14 protein-coding genes and 1 pseudogene are annotated in these 17,024 nt (G+C 61.6%); 14 read left to right on the plus strand and 1 reads right to left on the minus strand.

Translation table 11 applies throughout. From position 1 onward, the window contains the following. Positions 1–581: 581 nt before the first annotated feature. Positions 582–698 (minus strand): annotated as a pseudogene (locus B0G81_RS41450) (IS630 family transposase); the annotation flags it as partial. Between the two features lie 731 nt (positions 699–1,429). On the opposite strand from B0G81_RS41450, the gene B0G81_RS41455 reads away from it, so the two are divergent. The 14 genes from B0G81_RS41455 (at position 1,430) to B0G81_RS41520 (ending at position 17,003) form a co-directional block, all read left to right on the plus strand. Continuing rightward, positions 1,430–3,394, plus strand: a complete 1,965-nt coding sequence (locus tag B0G81_RS41455) for an acetoacetate--CoA ligase (RefSeq protein ID WP_134143899.1) — start codon at positions 1,430–1,432, stop codon at positions 3,392–3,394. Next, a complete protein-coding gene (locus B0G81_RS41460; RefSeq protein ID WP_134143900.1) occupies positions 3,391–4,548 on the plus strand; it encodes a thiolase family protein in 1,158 nt (385 codons plus the stop codon). The genes B0G81_RS41455 and B0G81_RS41460 overlap by 4 nt, the downstream gene beginning before the upstream one ends. Continuing rightward, the gene (locus B0G81_RS41465; RefSeq protein ID WP_134143901.1) at positions 4,545–5,000 is read left to right on the plus strand and encodes a Zn-ribbon domain-containing OB-fold protein; all 456 of its coding nucleotides are present in this window, start codon (positions 4,545–4,547) and stop codon (positions 4,998–5,000) included. The genes B0G81_RS41460 and B0G81_RS41465 overlap by 4 nt, the downstream gene beginning before the upstream one ends. Beyond that, positions 4,997–6,169: a thiolase family protein gene (locus B0G81_RS41470; RefSeq protein WP_134143902.1), complete on the plus strand. Its 1,173-nt coding sequence runs from the start codon at positions 4,997–4,999 to the stop codon at positions 6,167–6,169. The genes B0G81_RS41465 and B0G81_RS41470 overlap by 4 nt, the downstream gene beginning before the upstream one ends. Before the next feature lie 16 nt (positions 6,170–6,185). Continuing rightward, positions 6,186–6,632, plus strand: a complete 447-nt coding sequence (locus tag B0G81_RS41475) for a MaoC family dehydratase (protein WP_134143903.1) — start codon at positions 6,186–6,188, stop codon at positions 6,630–6,632. A 91-nt stretch (positions 6,633–6,723) separates the two neighbouring features. Further along, a complete protein-coding gene (locus B0G81_RS41480) occupies positions 6,724–8,070 on the plus strand; it encodes an MFS transporter (protein WP_134143904.1) in 1,347 nt (448 codons plus the stop codon). Between the two features lie 57 nt (positions 8,071–8,127). After that, positions 8,128–9,375 (plus strand): MFS transporter, encoded by a 1,248-nt coding sequence (locus B0G81_RS41485; protein ID WP_134143905.1) that lies wholly within the window; start codon positions 8,128–8,130, stop codon positions 9,373–9,375. 105 nt (positions 9,376–9,480) lie between these two features. Next, entirely contained in the window at positions 9,481–10,104 is a 624-nt protein-coding gene (locus B0G81_RS41490) for a TetR/AcrR family transcriptional regulator (RefSeq protein ID WP_134143906.1), read from the plus strand. A gap of 105 nt (positions 10,105–10,209) precedes the next feature. Continuing rightward, entirely contained in the window at positions 10,210–11,097 is an 888-nt protein-coding gene (locus B0G81_RS41495) for a LysR family transcriptional regulator (RefSeq protein ID WP_134143907.1), read from the plus strand. A gap of 180 nt (positions 11,098–11,277) precedes the next feature. Beyond that, complete coding sequence (locus tag B0G81_RS41500) at positions 11,278–12,294, plus strand: PDR/VanB family oxidoreductase (RefSeq protein WP_166679207.1); 1,017 nt, start codon at positions 11,278–11,280, stop codon at positions 12,292–12,294. 75 nt (positions 12,295–12,369) lie between these two features. Continuing rightward, the gene (locus B0G81_RS41505) at positions 12,370–13,485 is read left to right on the plus strand and encodes an aromatic ring-hydroxylating dioxygenase subunit alpha (protein WP_134143909.1); all 1,116 of its coding nucleotides are present in this window, start codon (positions 12,370–12,372) and stop codon (positions 13,483–13,485) included. 227 nt (positions 13,486–13,712) lie between these two features. Next, positions 13,713–15,074, plus strand: a complete 1,362-nt coding sequence (locus tag B0G81_RS41510) for a TIGR00366 family protein (protein ID WP_134144100.1) — start codon at positions 13,713–13,715, stop codon at positions 15,072–15,074. A 40-nt stretch (positions 15,075–15,114) separates the two neighbouring features. Beyond that, complete coding sequence (locus B0G81_RS41515; protein WP_134143910.1) at positions 15,115–16,284, plus strand: CoA transferase; 1,170 nt, start codon at positions 15,115–15,117, stop codon at positions 16,282–16,284. Further along, entirely contained in the window at positions 16,281–17,003 is a 723-nt protein-coding gene (locus B0G81_RS41520; protein ID WP_134143911.1) for an enoyl-CoA hydratase/isomerase family protein, read from the plus strand. The genes B0G81_RS41515 and B0G81_RS41520 overlap by 4 nt, the downstream gene beginning before the upstream one ends. Positions 17,004–17,024: the final 21 nt, after the last annotated feature.

Here is a 17,024-nt window from a genome sequence, read left to right on the forward strand (position 1 = left end):
GTCGGTGAGCATCGCGCGTGTCGGCGCGTGTCGACGTGCCGGCGTTTCGGCGCTAACCGGAACGTGGCTACCGGCCGAAGAGGTGGAATATTTTGTGACGTCAGCGAACAAGGCTATCTCCTTAAGGGTAGGGGCCGTGGTGATAGCGCCCGGGTCATTAAATCAGAATCATTATTCTGATTCTGATGTTGACTCACCGTTTTCGCCATTAGGGTTTTCATCATGCGATCAGCCACCCTGCACGCAGACGAAGGAATGAGGCTAAAAGGGGCAATCGTTCTTCTCGTGGTGCGACACGTGTCGCCGTCAGCCGCGCGTCAAGCGGCAAGTGGTATGCGGTAAAGCTCGTTTCTGTCTTGTCGCGCTTTGCGTCCGTGCAAAGGCGTTGTCACGTTCGCGGGCTGGTCAGCTAAGATGAAGTGATGAAAAAGACGAAATCGCTCTACCATGGCCATCGATTCCCGGCATCGGTCATCGGTTCCGGTAATGCCCGCGGTGCTGTCCTGGTCGAGATTCGCGACCAGGGGTGTTTTCGGATCCCTGCGGGCCAGCGTGACCAGAAGTCGAGGCCTGGCCGGGACGACAAACAGCTCGCCCGTGAGCGCGCCGGGGTAAGTGTCGAACCAGAAAGCACCCTTGGAATTCACGGCTGAGGCTACGCTCATGCTTTGGCGTTCGCCAGATCGCTCGACGATCGGGTGGGCAGCGACAATTGTTTTGGCCGGTCGTGTTGCCTCACAGAATGATGTTACTCCGGCGTAATCGTCACTTCGGGATTGTTCTGCGATGGAGGCTGGCGCTGCGTAGCGGCGCCAGGTCGACGGGCTTTAGGATGGGCTGATCGAAGCTTGAAGAAGAAGCGGTCAGCTCATGTCTGGAAGCTGCGGCTTCTTTGTCTCTTCATTCTCCCTGCCTTGTTCAACCGCACGGTTGCCGCGGCGCTATCGCCGTAACGCCGGTGGTCGGCAAACGAATTGTTCAGGACGGACTCGATAGCGGGCGCTGTGATTGTCAGAGCCGTTGGCTTGCGTGTCCCTGAAGTTTTCCTCATCTGGACGTTGGCGATCTCGAATTCGAACCATCAACTCCTGGGACATAATTTGTACCGACTGAACGGTACATTCAATTGCAAAAATTACAGCTGTGTCCGTTAACCGGCGGGCACGCTACAGCCTATTCACGTGACCGCGCAGATGCGTGCAGGTGGCTAGCGCGGCACATCTTTGACGCCCGGCGGCGCACTCAATGTGAGGCGCCCGACGCGTCCCGCACTGCGCCCGGATCGTCGTAAACCCCACAGCGAAATTCTTTGACAATACGGAGTACGCGGCATACTGTACCGATCAGTCGGTTCTATTTCTGATCGAAGGCGACATAGGGCATTGAACTTCCAGCACAATTAAAGCCATCTCAGGCATTCAGGAGACGTATGAAAAGCGATATCGCGGCGCTCTGGCAGCCAGGGCATGACGAACTCACTCACTCGAACCTTGCGCGCTTCGCGACAGCGTACGGTTTCGATCCGGCCGACTATGCCACCCTTCATCGCTGGTCGATCAGCGAACTCGATGCGTTCTGGAACGCGGTGTGGGATTTCACCGGCGTGATCGGCGAACGCGGCAGCGTTGCGCTCGAACGCACCGGCGACAGCGAAATGTTCGGCGCCCGCTGGTATCCGCAAGCCTCGCTGAACTTCGCCGAAAATCTGCTCTGCGGCGACGACGCGCGGCTCGCCCTGATTGAAGCCGACGAAGACGGCATCCGGCGCCGGGTGACGATGGGCGAACTGCGCGGGTTGGTCGCGCGGGCGCAGCACGGATTGAAGCGCCTGGGCGTAACGCGCGGCGACTGTGTGGCGGGCATTCTGCCGAATAACGTCGACGCGCTCGTCGCGTTGCTCGCGACCGCTTCGCTCGGCGCGGTATGGGCGTCGTGTTCGCCGGACTTCGGCGCGCCCGGCATCATCGACCGCGCGGGTCAGGTGAATCCTAAAGTGCTGATCGCCGCGCGCGCTTACACCTACAACGGCAAGCGTTTCTCGCTCGACGACAACCTTGCGCTGGTGATGAAGGGCTTGAGCGGCCTCGAACATCTGGTCGTCACCGCCGCCGACGCGGGCCCATTCGCCGCCAGCGGTGTCGATTGCCTGACTTGGGACGCCATGTGCGATGTCCCCGGAGCTTCACTCACGTTCGAACGCGTGCCGTTCGAGCATCCGCTGTACGTGATGTTCACCTCCGGCACGACCGGCTTGCCGAAGGGTATCGTTCATACGACAGGCGGCGTCCTGCTGCAACATCGCAAGGAACATATGTTTCATTGCGACGTGCGTCCCGGCGATGTGATGAGCTGGTACACCAACACCGCCTGGATGATGTATCACTGGGTCATCTCGGGACTGGCGAGTCATGCCGCCGTGGTGCTTTACGACGGCGCGGCAATCGTCAAACGCGACGACGGACTCGATAACGGCGTTCTGTGGCGGGTTGCCGAAGCGGCGAAGGTCACGCATTTCGGCACCAGTCCGCGTTATCTCGCGTCGCTTGCCGAGGCCCGCTACGAACCCGGCCGCCGTCACGATCTGGGCGCGCTACGCAGCGTGTTGTCGGCGGGCGCGCCGGTGTCGGCGGAGCAGTTCGACTGGCTCTATCGCGCAGTGAAGCAGGACATGATGTTCGCATCGATTTCCGGCGGCACTGAGATCATCGGTTGCTTCGTGCTGGGCTCACCGCTTCATTCGGTGCTGCGCGGCGAGATCGCGTGCAAGGGGCTCGGCATGGCCGTCGACGTTCTCGACGACCGTGGCGCGTCGGTGATCGGCCGCAAGGGCGATCTCGTCTGCACCGAGCCGTTCCCGAGCGCGCCATTGACGTTCTGGGGCGAGGGCGGCGACGCCCGTTTCTATGCGGCGTACTTCGAAGCACGTCCAGGCATCTGGACGCACGGCGATCTCGCCGAGCAGACGGTTAGCGACGCGGTGATCATCTACGGCCGCACCGATACGACGCTCAAGCCGGGCGGCGTGCGGATCGGCACGGCAGAAATCTATCGGATCGTCGAAGCGCAGCCGGAGATCCAGGACTGCATCGTGTTCGGTCGCGCGATCACCGACGACGAGGAAGTCGTGCTGTGCGTCGTGATGAAAGAAGGCTGCGCGATGGATGACGCATTCGTCGCAAGGCTTCGCAGTGAGGTGCGGCAGAAGGCATCCCCGCGTCACGTGCCGCGCCATATCTATCAGGTCACGGCCGTGCCTTATACGATCAACGGCAAGCGCGTCGAAGGCGCGGCGCGCTCGATCGTGGCGGGCAAACCGGTGAAGAACCTCGGCTCGCTCGCGAACCCAGGATGCCTCGATGAATACGTCGCGCTGCGAATCGAGGAGCACGTATGAACCGTCGCTCGATGGGTGCAATCGCCGGCATCGGCGAACTGAAACCGGTACGCCGCACGGAAGGCGCGACGACGCTCGGCTTTATCGCCGACGCGGTGCGGCTCGCCGTTGCCGATGCCGGTCTCGACAAAGACGCGATCGACGGCCTGCTCGTCGGTCCGCAGGTCGGCGAAACGCCGCAGCACGTACCGGCCACGGTCGCCGAATACCTCGGTATGCAACCGTGCATGTCGAACGTGGTGGACCTGGGCGGCGCGAGCGGCGCAGGCATGGTGTGGCGAGCGTCGGCTGCGATTGCCGCCGGCATGTGCGAGGCCGTGGTCTGCGTGCTGGCGAATGTGCGCGAAGCGGAACAGCCGCGCTCTCCGAACCGCAATCCGATTCGCGAGTTCGACGTGCCGTTCGGTGCGTCGGGTGCGAATGTTTCCTACGCGTTGCCGATGCAGCGGCACATGGCCGAATTCGGTTCGACACCGCGGCAATTCGCGCGTATCGCGTCGATTGCCCGACACAACGCGCAACTCAATCCGGAGTCGATCTTCTACGGCCAGCCCGCGAGCATTGAAGAAGTACTCGCGTCGCCGATGATCGCCAGCCCGCTGCATCTGCTCGAGATCGTGATGCCGGTGGCGGGCGGCGCGGCGGTGGTCGTCGTCAGTCCGGAACGCGCGAAATCGCTGAAGCATCCGCCCGTGCATCTGCTCGGCGCCGGCGAAAAGCTCACGCATCGCGCGATCAGCCAGGCGCCCTCGTTGACCTCGGGGCCGTTGAAGCCGTCGATGGAGCACGCGCTCGCGCGCGCCGGACTGCGTGCGGCCGACATGAGCCTGCTGTCGCTTTACGACTGCTACACGATCATGGTGGCACTGACCATCGAAGACGCCGGCCTGTGCGCGCCGGGACAATTCGGACGCTGGATGGATGAGCACACGTTCGGGCATGACGGCGACTATCCGCTGAATACGCATGGCGGTCAGCTCGGCTGCGGTCAGGCGGATCTGGCAGGCGGCATGACGCATATCGTCGAAGCGGTGCGGCAGTTGCGTCACGAAGCCGGCGCGCGGCAAATTCCAAACGCGCAGACGGCGCTCGTCACCGGCAATGGCGCGACTGTCAGTGAAGCCATCGCCCTCGTATTGGGAGCGGACGCATGATCGAATCTTATGACAACCTCGCCGTGCCCGGTCCGACGATGACGGCAATCAGCGTACCGTTCTGGGCGGCGGCGCGCGATGACGAACTCGCGTTGCAACAGTGCGATGCGTGCCGGCGTTTCTTCTTTTATCCACGCGAATTCTGTCCGCATTGCTGGAGCGAGCACACGACATGGCGCCGCGCGAGTGGCGAAGGCGTGGTCAAAAGCTTCTCGGTGATTCATCGTCCGGGTCACTTCGCGTGGGCGGTCGCTGCGCCCTACGTGATCGCGTTGATCGAATTGAAAGAAGGCCCCACGATGCTGAGCCAATTGATCGGCGTCGCCATCGATTCGGTCGAGGTCGGACAAGCCGTGAAAGCGCGCTGCACGCAGGTCGGAAAACATGTACTGCCGTTTTTCGAACCGCAACTTAGGTGTGCCGATGCCACGAGCGGGAGTGACGCGACATGAGCGCGGACGCGCAACAAGCCTATCTGCTCGATGGTGTGCGCACGCCGTTCGGAAAGTACCGTGGCGCTCTGGCGGCGCTCGATTCGCTGCAACTCGGACAGCACGTGATTCGCGAGATGATCGCGCGGCATCCATCGGCAGCGCGGCCCGATGCGGCCTTGTTTGGCGTCGTCGTGCAGGCGGGGCTAGGGCAAAACCCCGCACGTATCGCGACGGTGCGTGCCGACGTCGATCCATCGACACCCGCGCTGACGTTGAATAGCGTTTGCCTGGCCAGCCTCGAAGCGGTTTGCGATGCGACTCGCCGGATCCGCGGCGGCGAGGGTAGTCAATACCTCGTCGGCGGATTCGATTCGATGTCGCGCGCCGCGCGTCTTGCGCCCGGCGAGTTCGATCCGCCGGACGCGTCATGGCGAAGCGCGCTGCAAAGCGACGGTTTGCAGTGCGCGATTTCCGGCCTGTCGATGGGCGATCTGTCCGAGCAGTGCAATCGCGAACTCGGCATCACACGGCAGGAACAGGACGAATGGGCCGTCATGTCCCAGCAACGCGCGGCCCGTAGCGCGGCATTTCGTGAGGAAAGCGAACTGCTGCCGGTCACTAGCGACGGCGTGGTCGTCACGTCGGATCAGGGTATTCGCGGCGATTCGTCGTTGGCGAAGCTTGCCGCATTGAAACCGGCCTTCGCCGAGGACGGCACGATCACGGCGGCCAACGCGTCGCAAATGTCCGACGGCGCGAGCGCGGGCATCGTCGTGAGCGGCGCGATGCTGGCGCACGCGGCACGCCAACCGCTGGCGCGTATCGTCGACTGGGCCTGGGTTGCGGGACCGGATGCGACGCTGCACCTGAAGCCGGCTGCGGCGATCCGCTTGTTGTTGAACAAGCAGAATCTGCGCGCCGCCGATATCGATCTCTACGAAATCAACGAGGCCTTTGCGTCGGTGGCCATCGCCTCGGCGCGCGATCTCGGCTTATCCGCGGATGTCATCAACGTGAATGGCGGCGCGATCGCGATCGGCCATCCGCTCGGCGCATCGGGCTTTCGTCTGCTACTGACTTTGGCACTCGAAATGAAACGGAGTGGTGTCAAGCGAGGCATCGCTTCGCTATGCGGTGGCGGCGGGCAAGGTCTTGCGGTGTTGATCGACAACACCGATTGTCAATAAACGGGAAGGAGCAGACATGAGCGAAAAAAACGGTTGGACTGGCACGATCCGCGGTATGCCCAAGGCAGGCGCTGTCGCCGAGCGCAACAAGACGATGAGCATGCGCGACATCGAACTGTTCACCGAGATCACGGGCGACCGGAATCCACTGCACTACGACGAGGCGCTCGCGCGCGGCTCGATGTTCGGCGGCCTGATCGTTCAGGGTGGCGTAACGACCGGCATTCTGAACGCGCTGGTCGCCGAGGATCTGCCGGGGCCGGGCAGCGTCTTTCTGGGCATGGAGATGAAGTTCTCCAAAGCGGTGTACGTAGGCGACACGATCACCGGCCGCGTCGAGGTCAAGACCGTGCGTGAGGACAAACCGATCTGCACGATCGAACTGTTCATCAAGAATCAGAAGGGTGAGGTCTGCGTCAGCGGTACCGCGACTACCTACACGACGCCGCTTCTGAAAGACTGAACCGGAGGCTTGCCGCGGCCCATGCAGCGGCAGCCCGATCCAGAATTCGGTTATCAATTTCGTAGTCCAAACTAAATTAAAGGAGACGGCGATGACGGCACGTGTCGCGCATGGAGGCGCAGCGGTAGACGGTGCGGCTGCTGCACAAACCCGAGGCGAGCACCGTAAGGTGGCGTTTGCGAGCCTGATCGGGACAGCGATTGAATGGTACGACTACTACCTGTACGGAACGTGCGCAGCGCTGCTGTTTCCGCACCTGTTTTTCCCGTCGATGGACCCTTGGGTCGGCACGATCGCAGCATTCGCTACTTACGCGGTGGGTTTCGCGGCGCGTCCGGTTGGCGCGGCGGTGTTCGGCCATTACGGCGACCGGATCGGGCGCAAGAAAATCCTCGTCCTGTCGTTATGGATGATGGGCGGCAGCACGATCGCGATCGGCTTTCTGCCGACCTACGCCAGCATCGGCGCATGGTCCGCAGTGCTGTTGTGCGTGCTGCGGCTCGTGCAAGGTTTCGCGGTGGGCGGGGAGTGGGGCTCGGCCGTGGTGATGGCCGTCGAGCATGCGCCGTCCAACCGGCGCGGTCTGTATGGCAGCTTTCCGCAGATCGGCGTGCCGGCGGGCCTGTTGTTGTCGACGGTCGTGTTCGCTGTCGTCTCGGCGAGCATGAGCAGTGCCGATCTGCTCGCGTGGGGCTGGCGCATTCCGTTTATCGCGAGTATCGCGATGGTGCTGATCGGTATGTTTATCCGCCTGAAACTGCACGAGTCGCCGGTGTTCGAACAGATGAAACGGCGCAACGAGGAGTCGAAGGCGCCGGCCATGGAGATGTTGCGCACGCAACGGCGCGCGCTTTACCTGACCATTTGCATGAAGCTGCTGCAAAACGCGGTGTTCTACCTGTACAGCGTGTTCATGCTGAGCTATATCGTCGGCACGTTGAAGCTCGACCGGCTGGTCGGACTGGAAGCCATCATTCTGTCCAGCGTGATCGGCTTCGTCACGCTGCCGGCGTGGTCCTATCTCTCCGACCGGATTGGCCGGAAAAAGGTCTACCTGTTCGGCACGGTCGCGTCCACCCTGTTCGTGATGCCCTTCTTCTGGATGGCGCAGACGGGCTCGGTTGTGCTGATTACCATCGCCATGGTGATTGGTCTGAATGTGCTGCACGACGCAATGTATGGACCGCAGGCCGTCTACTTTTCGGAACTGTTCGGCACGAAAGTGCGGTTGAGCGGCGCGAACATCGGCTATGCGATCGGCGCGGTATTGTCGGGCGGTCTGGCGCCGATGATCGCAACGTGGCTTTTGAAGATCAATCACGGCGAAACGTGGGGGATTAGTCTGTACATCATGGGGCTCGGCGTGATCAGTACCATCGCCACGGTGCTTGCGCGAGACACCTGGAAAGACGTGCTGACCAGTACGCCAGCCGAATAACCTCGGTGGCCCGCGCGTAAGCGGGCCTTTCAGCTTTTTCAATCCGACACTTCAACCATGAATTTATCGAAAGCAGTCAGCGGGGGATCGCTTCATCAGGTGCTGATCAGATGGCTGGGTCCAGTCGCGACGATTTCGATCGCACAACTGTTCGGCACCTCGCTGTGGTTCAGCGCGAATAGCGCGGCCGCCGACCTGATGCGGGCGTGGCATGCGAGTGCCTCCGACATCGGCTTGCTGACCGGCGCGGTGCAGGTCGGTTTCATTCTCGGCACCTTGACCCTGTCGCTCAGCGGTTGTGCGGACCGGTTTCGTGCCAGCACGATTTTCGTCTGCTGCGCGATCGCCGGGGCAGTCTTCAACGCGGCGTTCGCATGGCTCTCAACAGGGTTGGCGTCGGCGACGGCATTCCGGTTTCTGGTCGGCGTTTCGCTGGCCGGCATCTATCCGCTGGGGATGAAGCTGATTGTCAGCTGGGCGCCGGAGCGCACCGGCTCTGCGCTCGCGCAACTGGTTGGCATGCTGACGCTCGGGACGGCGTTGCCGCATGGCCTCCGGTTGATCGGCACGAATCTGCCGTGGCAGGCGGTGATCCTCGCATCGTCGGTCCTCGCGCTGGGCGGCGCCGTATTGATTCATGTGCTCGGCGACGGGCCGCATCTGAAACCGTCCGCGCGTCGACTGGGGCCGAGTGACGCGAATCGGCCCGGCGTGATGGCGGCGTTCCGTGTGCCACGCTTTCGCGCCGCGGCATTCGGCTATTTCGGGCACATGTGGGAGCTTTACGCGTTCTGGACCGTCGTGCCGCTCTACGTTGCCAAGGCCGCGCTGGACACGCACTTTGCGCTCGGCGGTGTGCCGGGGCTGTCGTTTCTGATCATCGGCTGTGGCGCGCTCGGCTGCATGCTGGGGGGCGTCTTGTCGCGCCATATCGGCAGCGCGCGCGTGGCGGCCGGCGCGCTGGCGTTGTCGGGGGCGTGCAGCGTCGTGTTCGTGTGCGGCTGGCGGACCCTGTCGGCGGAGGCGCTGTTGATTGTGTTGCTCGTGTGGGGCGCGGCAGTCATAGCGGATTCGCCGCAGTTTTCGGCGCTCTCGGCGAAAGCATGTTTGCCTGAGCTGGTCGGCGGCGCGCTCGCTATTCAGAACTCGATTGGCTTTGCGATCACCGTGGTATCGATCGCACTTGCCACCACGCTGTTCGAGCGGCTAGGCCTCGATTCGGCATGGCTGTTGTTGCCCGGTCCGGTGCTGGGGCTGTGGGGCTTCTGGCCGGCGTTACGGCGGGTTGGCAAGCCTCTGGACTGACCGGTACAATGATTGCTTGAACCCTACGGTGGATCTCGCGCGGAGGCTTGCGCGAATCCGGCAGGGCGGACACAGGCAAAGTCAACGGTCGAGGGAGTCAACAAGATGAGCACGGATGAGCGGTCAGGCACCCAGTCCCAGCGCGGTCGCATTCTGCAGATCGCCGCGCGGCTGTTTGCCGAGCGTGGCTACCATGCGATTGGTATCTCCGAGCTCGGCGACGCGGTGCAGCTTGGCCGTGGCGCGCTGTATCACCACATCAAGAGCAAGGAAGATCTGCTCTACGACATTTCCAAGGAATACATCGCGGATCTCGCCGATTTTGGTGAGCGAGTTGCCCGCGCGGAACCCGACCCGGCTCAACGCGTGCGGATGCTCGGGCGGCACTTGGTGCTGAAGATTGCTTCGCACCAGGCGGAACTGACGGTGTGCTTTCGCGAGATCCAGTCGCTAACCGAGCCGCGCCACTCGGAAGTACTCGCGCTGCATAGCAAGTACGAAAAGGTCTGGCGCGATGCCATGGTCGACGGCGCGGAACTGGCGTTGTTTCGTCCTTACGATCCGATCGTGCTGAAAGGCGTGCTCGGCATGTATTTCTACAGCTATCTGTGGATGAAACCCGAGGGCCGCCTGACACCCACCACCATTGCCGAACGCCTCAACGAACTCGCGTTGAGAATGCTCGATATCAACGGACCCGCCGAAGACGGGGTCGGGGCGCCGCGCTAGCGCAGCACCAGGACTTTCCACCGCTTACGAGCGTCGCGCAGGTGCGTACACTGTCCGGAAAAAGTCGGACGGAGCTTCGTCGATACGAAGCGTGCGGAGGCGGACGTGACATTGCAGCAACTGGAGACCTTCTTCTGGACGGTGACGCTAGGCAGTTTCTCAGCGGCCGCCGAGCGACTGTACGCAACGCAATCCGCCGTATCCATGCGCGTGCGGGAACTCGAGCGTGCGCTAGGCGTCGAGCTATTCGATCGAACCCATAGAACAGCGCGTCTCACGCCCAAAGGCCGTGAGCTCATGGAGTACGCAAGTCGAATCCTCGATCTATCCACCGAACTGGAACACCGGATCGCCGCGCAGGAGTCGGTGTTCGGCACGGTGCGCTTCGGTGTCGCCGAAGTCATCACGACCACTTGGTTGCCGGAATTGATTCGCACCATCGCCGAGCGGTACCCCAATGTGCGCCTGGAAATTGAAGAGGCATTGACGGCGGAGCTGATGGAAAGCCTCCAGCTGGCTGAGCTCGAGCTCGTATTGGCGCCGGGGCACTCGCGCGCGCAGGACTTGTCGACGCTATCACTGGGCACGGTTGCGTTCGAGTGGATGGCGAGTCCAGCACTGGGCATCGAAGACCGCGTGTATGGCCCTGAGGAGCTCGCCGCGTATCCGATCATCGGCATGAAATCGAAGTCGTTTCATTACTCGGCGATCGAAGACTGGTTTCAGAACGAACATGTGCGCTGCCGTTATCTCGCGCGCTGCAAGAGCGTGGCCGTGGCAGCGTCGATGACCATGGCGGGAATGGGCGTCGCCTATCTGCCGGCCAAACACTACGCGGATCAGATCGAAAGCGGCAAGCTGAAGATCGTCAACGCCTTGCCGCGACTCGATCCGGTTCAGTTTGTCGCCGTTTTTCCATTAGGACATTCCTACTCGCTCGCCCGCGCAGTGGCCGAGCTTGCCCGCGAAGTGAGTACTTTCGACAGACAATAAGGGCATGACTCGTGTGCTGCATCGCGTCAAATCAGTTCAAGAAAGTTGATGCATGCACCCGAAAATTAATCGTTTGTTCTTATAGATCGACGCATCTACTCTTTCTCTAAAGCAACGGCGCCCTGATCGATTTGACTAGCGGCCTCCAAGTTGCCCCCAGAGCAGCACATGGAGGAAGACATGAATGCAGTCGCACTGCACGAGTCCCCACTCGTGCGCCAGGAGCCTATTGCGCCGTCGAAACTGCAGGTGCGCGTACAGGCGGTGTCGTATCTCGCGGACGACATCAATCAGTTCGAATTCGTCAGCGTAGACAGCGATACCTTACCCGCGTTTACACCGGGATCGCATATCGACGTGCACTTGCCAGATGGATCGATTCGCCAGTACTCGCTGTGCAATCCATCCACCGAGCGTCATCGGTATGTGATCGCAGTGCTGCGCGATCCACTCGGCCGCGGCGGATCGGTCGCGATGCACGACGTGCTTCGCGCCGGACAGATCGTAACTGTGTCGGCGCCGCGCAATCATTTTGCGTTGTCGACCTCGGCCACGAAGCATCTGTTTATTGCCGGTGGAATCGGCATCACGCCGATCATGTCGATGATCGCGGAAGTGCAGCGTCGCGGCGAAGCGTTTCATCTGCACTATTGCGCACGCACCCCGCAACGAACGGCCTTCACCCGCGAGCTGTGTGGACTCGTCGCGAGTGGTCTCGCATCGATCCATTACGACAATGGCGACCCGAGCAAAGGCCTCGATTTGAACGCGACCTTGCAAAGCCATCCCGACGGTGCGCATCTCTACTACTGTGGCCCCGCCGGTCTGATGGATGCGATCGAAGTCGCGAGCGCGCACTGGTCTCGCGATGCCGTTCACTACGAGCGTTTTTCGGCGACCGGGACACCGGTGCGAACCGCCGGAGACGATCCCGAACAGCCTTTCGACGTCGAACTGGCACGCTCTAACAAGCGCTTTACCGTGCATCCCGGCGAGACGATTGTCGATGCGCTGAAGCTGCAAGGCGTCGAAGTGGACACCTCGTGCTGCGAAGGATATTGCGGTACCTGCATGACGCGTTATCTGTCGGGTGATCCGCTGCATCGCGATTCGGTCCTCGATGAAGACGACCGCGCGGAATTCATCATGATCTGCTGCAGCCGCGCGAAAAGTGGGTCGCTCGTTCTAGATCTTTAGTTTTACCTTTTCAGGTATCGACATCATGCCGGCGCTGCGCGCTCGCCTCAAAAACCAACTGGAGACGGCCTCACCATGAGCACTTTCGACTATGTGAAGGATTGCTGGTATCCGATCGGGTTTTCATCCGAGTTTCCCGAGGGCGGTTTGCAAGGGCACAAGATCGTCGGGCGGCCGGTCGTGATGTGGCGCTCCGATAAAGGCGAAGTCGTCGCGTTCGACGATCGCTGCTGCCATAAGCGCTTCCCGCTATCGCAGAGCAAGCTGCTGGACGGCGGGCGTCTGGAGTGCGCCTATCACGGGCTGTGCTACGACACGAGTGGCAAATGTATAGCGATCCCGTCGGCGCCGGATAAGCCGATCCCGCCGCAGGCGCGCCTCAGTGTGATTCCGGTGAGGGAGCAGGACGGTGTCGTGTGGATCTGGCCTGGCAACCCGGCCGCGGCACAGCGCGTGGCGCCGCCGCGCACCCCGGAGATTCTCGACGCCGAAAATCTGTCGATTGGCTCACCCGCGCCATTGCATGTGCCCGCTAACTATCTGCTGTTGATCGAAAATCTGCTCGACATCACGCATTTCTATCCGCTGCACGATGGCAATATCGGAGACAAGGAGAACAGCAAGATTCCGGTCGAACTGGAAGAGGGCGATAGCGAAGGTTATACGTACGTGAAAACCACGCGGCACGTCGACAGCTATCAGCAGCCACCGTATCTGCGGGAATGGTTTCTCTACGACACCGTCGAGCGGATTCATACCCATTGCATGGTGACGCCGGGGCTCACTCGCGTCGTGATGCGCGTGGCTCCGCCGGGAGAACTCGGCACGGAAAAGGAACGTGGCTACACGCTGCTGCATCTGCATATGCCGGTCGACGAACGCAATCTGGTCTGGCGGTGGTCCGTGTCCTGCAAGAACTCGCACAGAACCTTGAGCGACCCGACAATGCCGACCGCCCAACGCGTTGCTGAAATGTTCCCGGAGGTTGTCGCGCAGGATCAGTGGGCACTCGAGCGCCAGCAAAAGATGATGGAATTTCCTGACGATGGCTATTCCGAACTCTTCCTCAAAACCGACAAGGCATTGCGCCGTGCCCGCCAGATTCTGATGGGTCTGCAACGCAAGGAGCGCGAGTTGCAGATCGTGCCTGCCCAAGCCGCGGTAGCCGTCAAGGAGCCGGTCACGACCTGAGCGAAAGTTCGACGTCGCGCGCTCGTGCAGCTTGCGCCGCGCGCGATGGTTTCACGTAGACGGTGTTGCGGGAGCCGGCACTCCGCAATGCTGGAGCGAATGTCCGGCACACCATAAGTATTCGGCACAATGCCTGGAGACAAACCGTGAAAACTCATGAAACTCCGGCGCCGCTAGGCGTCGCGTCGCCACCGTCGTCGCATGCCCGGCCAAGCGGAAGGTCGTTGATGCAGCGCGCCGTTGCATCGTGTGTTTATCTATTCGAGCGTTTGATGCCCGATCCTTTCGTGATCGTGATTCTCCTGACGGTCACGACCGCGTTATGTGCGCTTGCATTCGCGCCGAAGGGCACGCCGGATGTCATTTTGAGCGGTTGGTACAAGGGCATTTTCGGCATCTTCACGTTCGCGTTCCAGATGGTGCTCGTGCTTGTCACCGGGTACGCGCTTGCCAGTGCGCCAGTCATCAAGGCTGGCTTGCAAAGTATCAGCCGACTCGCGGTGGGACCCTGTTCGGCCGTGATCCTGGTGTTCACGGTCGGTGCAATCGCGACGTTTCTCAACTGGGGTTTTGGTCTGGTGGTCGGCGCGATGCTTTCGAAGCAGGTCGCGAAACACGTTCGGGTGGACTTTGCCTGGCTCGTCGCGGCGGGGTATAGCTCGTGGGTGTTGTGGGCATTTACCGGCATGTCGAGTTCGATTGCCCTCTCGATTGCTTCGCCCGGTAATCCGCTGAATCTGGTCGAGCAGCACACACACATGGTCGTGCCGCTGTCGCATACGGTGTTCTCGCTCTGGAACCTGTTGACCGGCCTCGCTGCCATGTTGCTGATCCCAGTGATCTTCATTTTGATGCGGCCTGCTGATAGCGACATCATCGCAGCCAAAGAAGACGCGCTCGAAGCCGCGGACAAGGCGGCGGAACTGGACGACGCACCGCGCCAGCATTCGGTCGCCGGGGCGCTCGAAAGTTCGCGGCTCTGCGCATTGGTATTCGTGGTGGCCGGTGCCGCGTATCTGGCGATCGAATGGACGCGCCACGGCGTCAGTCTCGATATCAACACGGTGATTTTCATCTTCCTGCTAGCGGGCTTGTGTCTGCACGGCAGCCCGCGACGCTACGTCGGCGCGGTCACCGAGGCCGCCAAGGTGACCGGGCCCATGCTGCTTCAGTATCCGTTCTATGGAGGGATCATGGGGATCATGGCCGCAACGGGTCTCGCGGAGGTCATCGCCAACGCGTACATCCATGTCGCGTCGGCCACGACACTTCCGTTCCTCAGCTATCTCGCGTCCGGCCTGATCACGCTCGTCATTCCGAGTGGCGGCGGTCACTGGGCAGTGCAGGGTCCCTTCACGATTCCCGCAGCGATGCATCTCGGCGCCTCGTTGCCGGGTACCTCGATGGCAATCGCTGCCGGAGAAATGGCGGGCAGCCTGCTCCAACCGTTCTGGGCCATTCCGGTGGTCGCGATTGCAGGCGTTGGCGTGCAACGGGTACTTGGCTTCACGGTGGTGATTTTCCTGACGGCCGGGAGCTTCGTCGGCTTTGTCTATCTGTTTGTCGTGCCGGCTTTTTCCGGTGCCTGAGCGACGCACCAGCGTCGGCCGAACTTCAATGGAACTAGATATGAACAATCAGCTCGCGCTCGATGGCGTGAAGGTCATCGAGATATGTAATGTGGCGGCAGGGCCGTTCTGCGGCATGCTGCTCGCCGACATGGGCGCGGACGTCGTCAAGATCGAGCATCCGGAAGGCGGCGATTCGCTGCGCTCGTGGCCACCTATCACGGACGGATTTAGCGAGAACTTCGCATCGCTGAATCGCAACAAACGTTCGATTACGCTGAACCTGAAAGACGCAAACGACGTGCGGCTCGCCACGGCGCTGATCGCCAACGCGGACGTGCTGATCGAGAACAACAGGCCGGGTGTCATGGACCGGCTCGGTCTCGGTTATGCCGCGTTTGCGGAGCTCAATCCGCGTCTGCTGTATTGCTCGATTTCCGCCTACGGGCAGAGCGGGCCGCGTTCGCAGGAAGGCGGATTCGATCTGACCTTGCAGGCGATGAGCGGGATCATGAGCATCACCGGCGAGGCGGGTGGGGCGCCCGTCAAATGCGGCGTGCCTTTAGCCGACTTTTCCGCAGGTCTGTACGCCGCATTTTCGATTGCGGCCGAATTGCGTCGCGTGGCGCACTCGGGGCAGGGCTCGCACATCGACATCTCTATGCTCGGCGCGACGCTCGGTATCGCCGCATTGCAGACGTCGGAGTATTTCGGCAGCGGACGCGATCCCGTGAAAATGGGCTCGGCGCATCCGCGAAATGCGCCGTACCAGGTGTTCCATTGCCGCGACGGCTACTTTGGCATGGCAGCTGGCAACAATGCATTGTGGGCCGCGGTGTGCCGCGTGGTTGGTCATCCCGAGTGGCTGGACGATGACCGCTTCACGACGCCGAGCCATCGCGCGCGCCATCAGGATCAACTCCGACTCATGCTTGAGGCGATTTTCGCCGATGAGGGCGCGCCTTTCTGGCTCGACAAGTTTCGCGTGGCCGGAGTGCCGTGCGCGCCGATCAACCGGTATTCGGACGTGCTCGCCGATCCGCAGGTGGAGCATATGCAATGGGTTAAGCCGCTGACGCTGCCCAACGGCATCGAGACCCGCACGTTCGGCTCGCCCATCAATCTGTCGGGACGCGGTTTGCCGATACGCCGCGCGCCGCCCGCGCTTGGTGAACATTCGGACGAAATCATCGCCGACATCAACGCATGGTACGCCGAGGAGAAGCAATGACAGATGTACTGGAAATCGAGAGAAGCGCACACCGCTGGACCTTCACGTTGAACCGTCCGGACAAGATGAACGCGCTGAATGCGGAACTGGTTGAAGCGTTGTTGCAAGGCGTCGGCGACGCGCATGCTAGTGGCACCAGACTGCTCGTGTTCCAGGGCGTCGGCCGGAACTTCAGCGCCGGGTTCGACCAGGGCGAACTGGATAGCCAGAGCGATGCGGACCTTCTCCTGCGACTCGTGAGGGTCGAGACTCTGTTGCATCTCGTCGCGTCGTCGCCCTGTCTGACTCTTGCCTTTGCACATGGGCTTAACTTCGGCGCCGGTGTTGATCTGTTCGCAACTTGCCGGCACCGTTATAGCTCGCCCGATGCGAACTTTCGGATGCCGGGCTTGCGTTTCGGACTCGTGCTCGGCACGCGGCGTTTCGGCGACGTCGTGGGCTACGCGAAAGCCCGGGAGATTCTCGAACAGACCCGGCAGATAAACGCGTCGGAGGCGCTGGATATCGGTCTCGTCACGAAGCTCGTCGAGTCCGACGCGCGCGTCGCTGCCGTTGCTGATGCGCTGCGTGTCGCCACCTTGCTCGATCCGGCGACGCAGCAGCATCTGTATCGCGTGCTCGATAGCGAGCGAGCGGATCAGGATCTCGCCGATCTGGTTCGATCCGCGTCACGCCCCGGACTTAAAGTGCGCATTTTGAACTACTTGCGCGAACGCTAATGCCTCAGTTTTTTGAAGGTA

This window comes from Paraburkholderia sp. BL6665CI2N2, assembly GCF_004366535.1.
Taxonomy (GTDB): domain Bacteria; phylum Pseudomonadota; class Gammaproteobacteria; order Burkholderiales; family Burkholderiaceae; genus Paraburkholderia.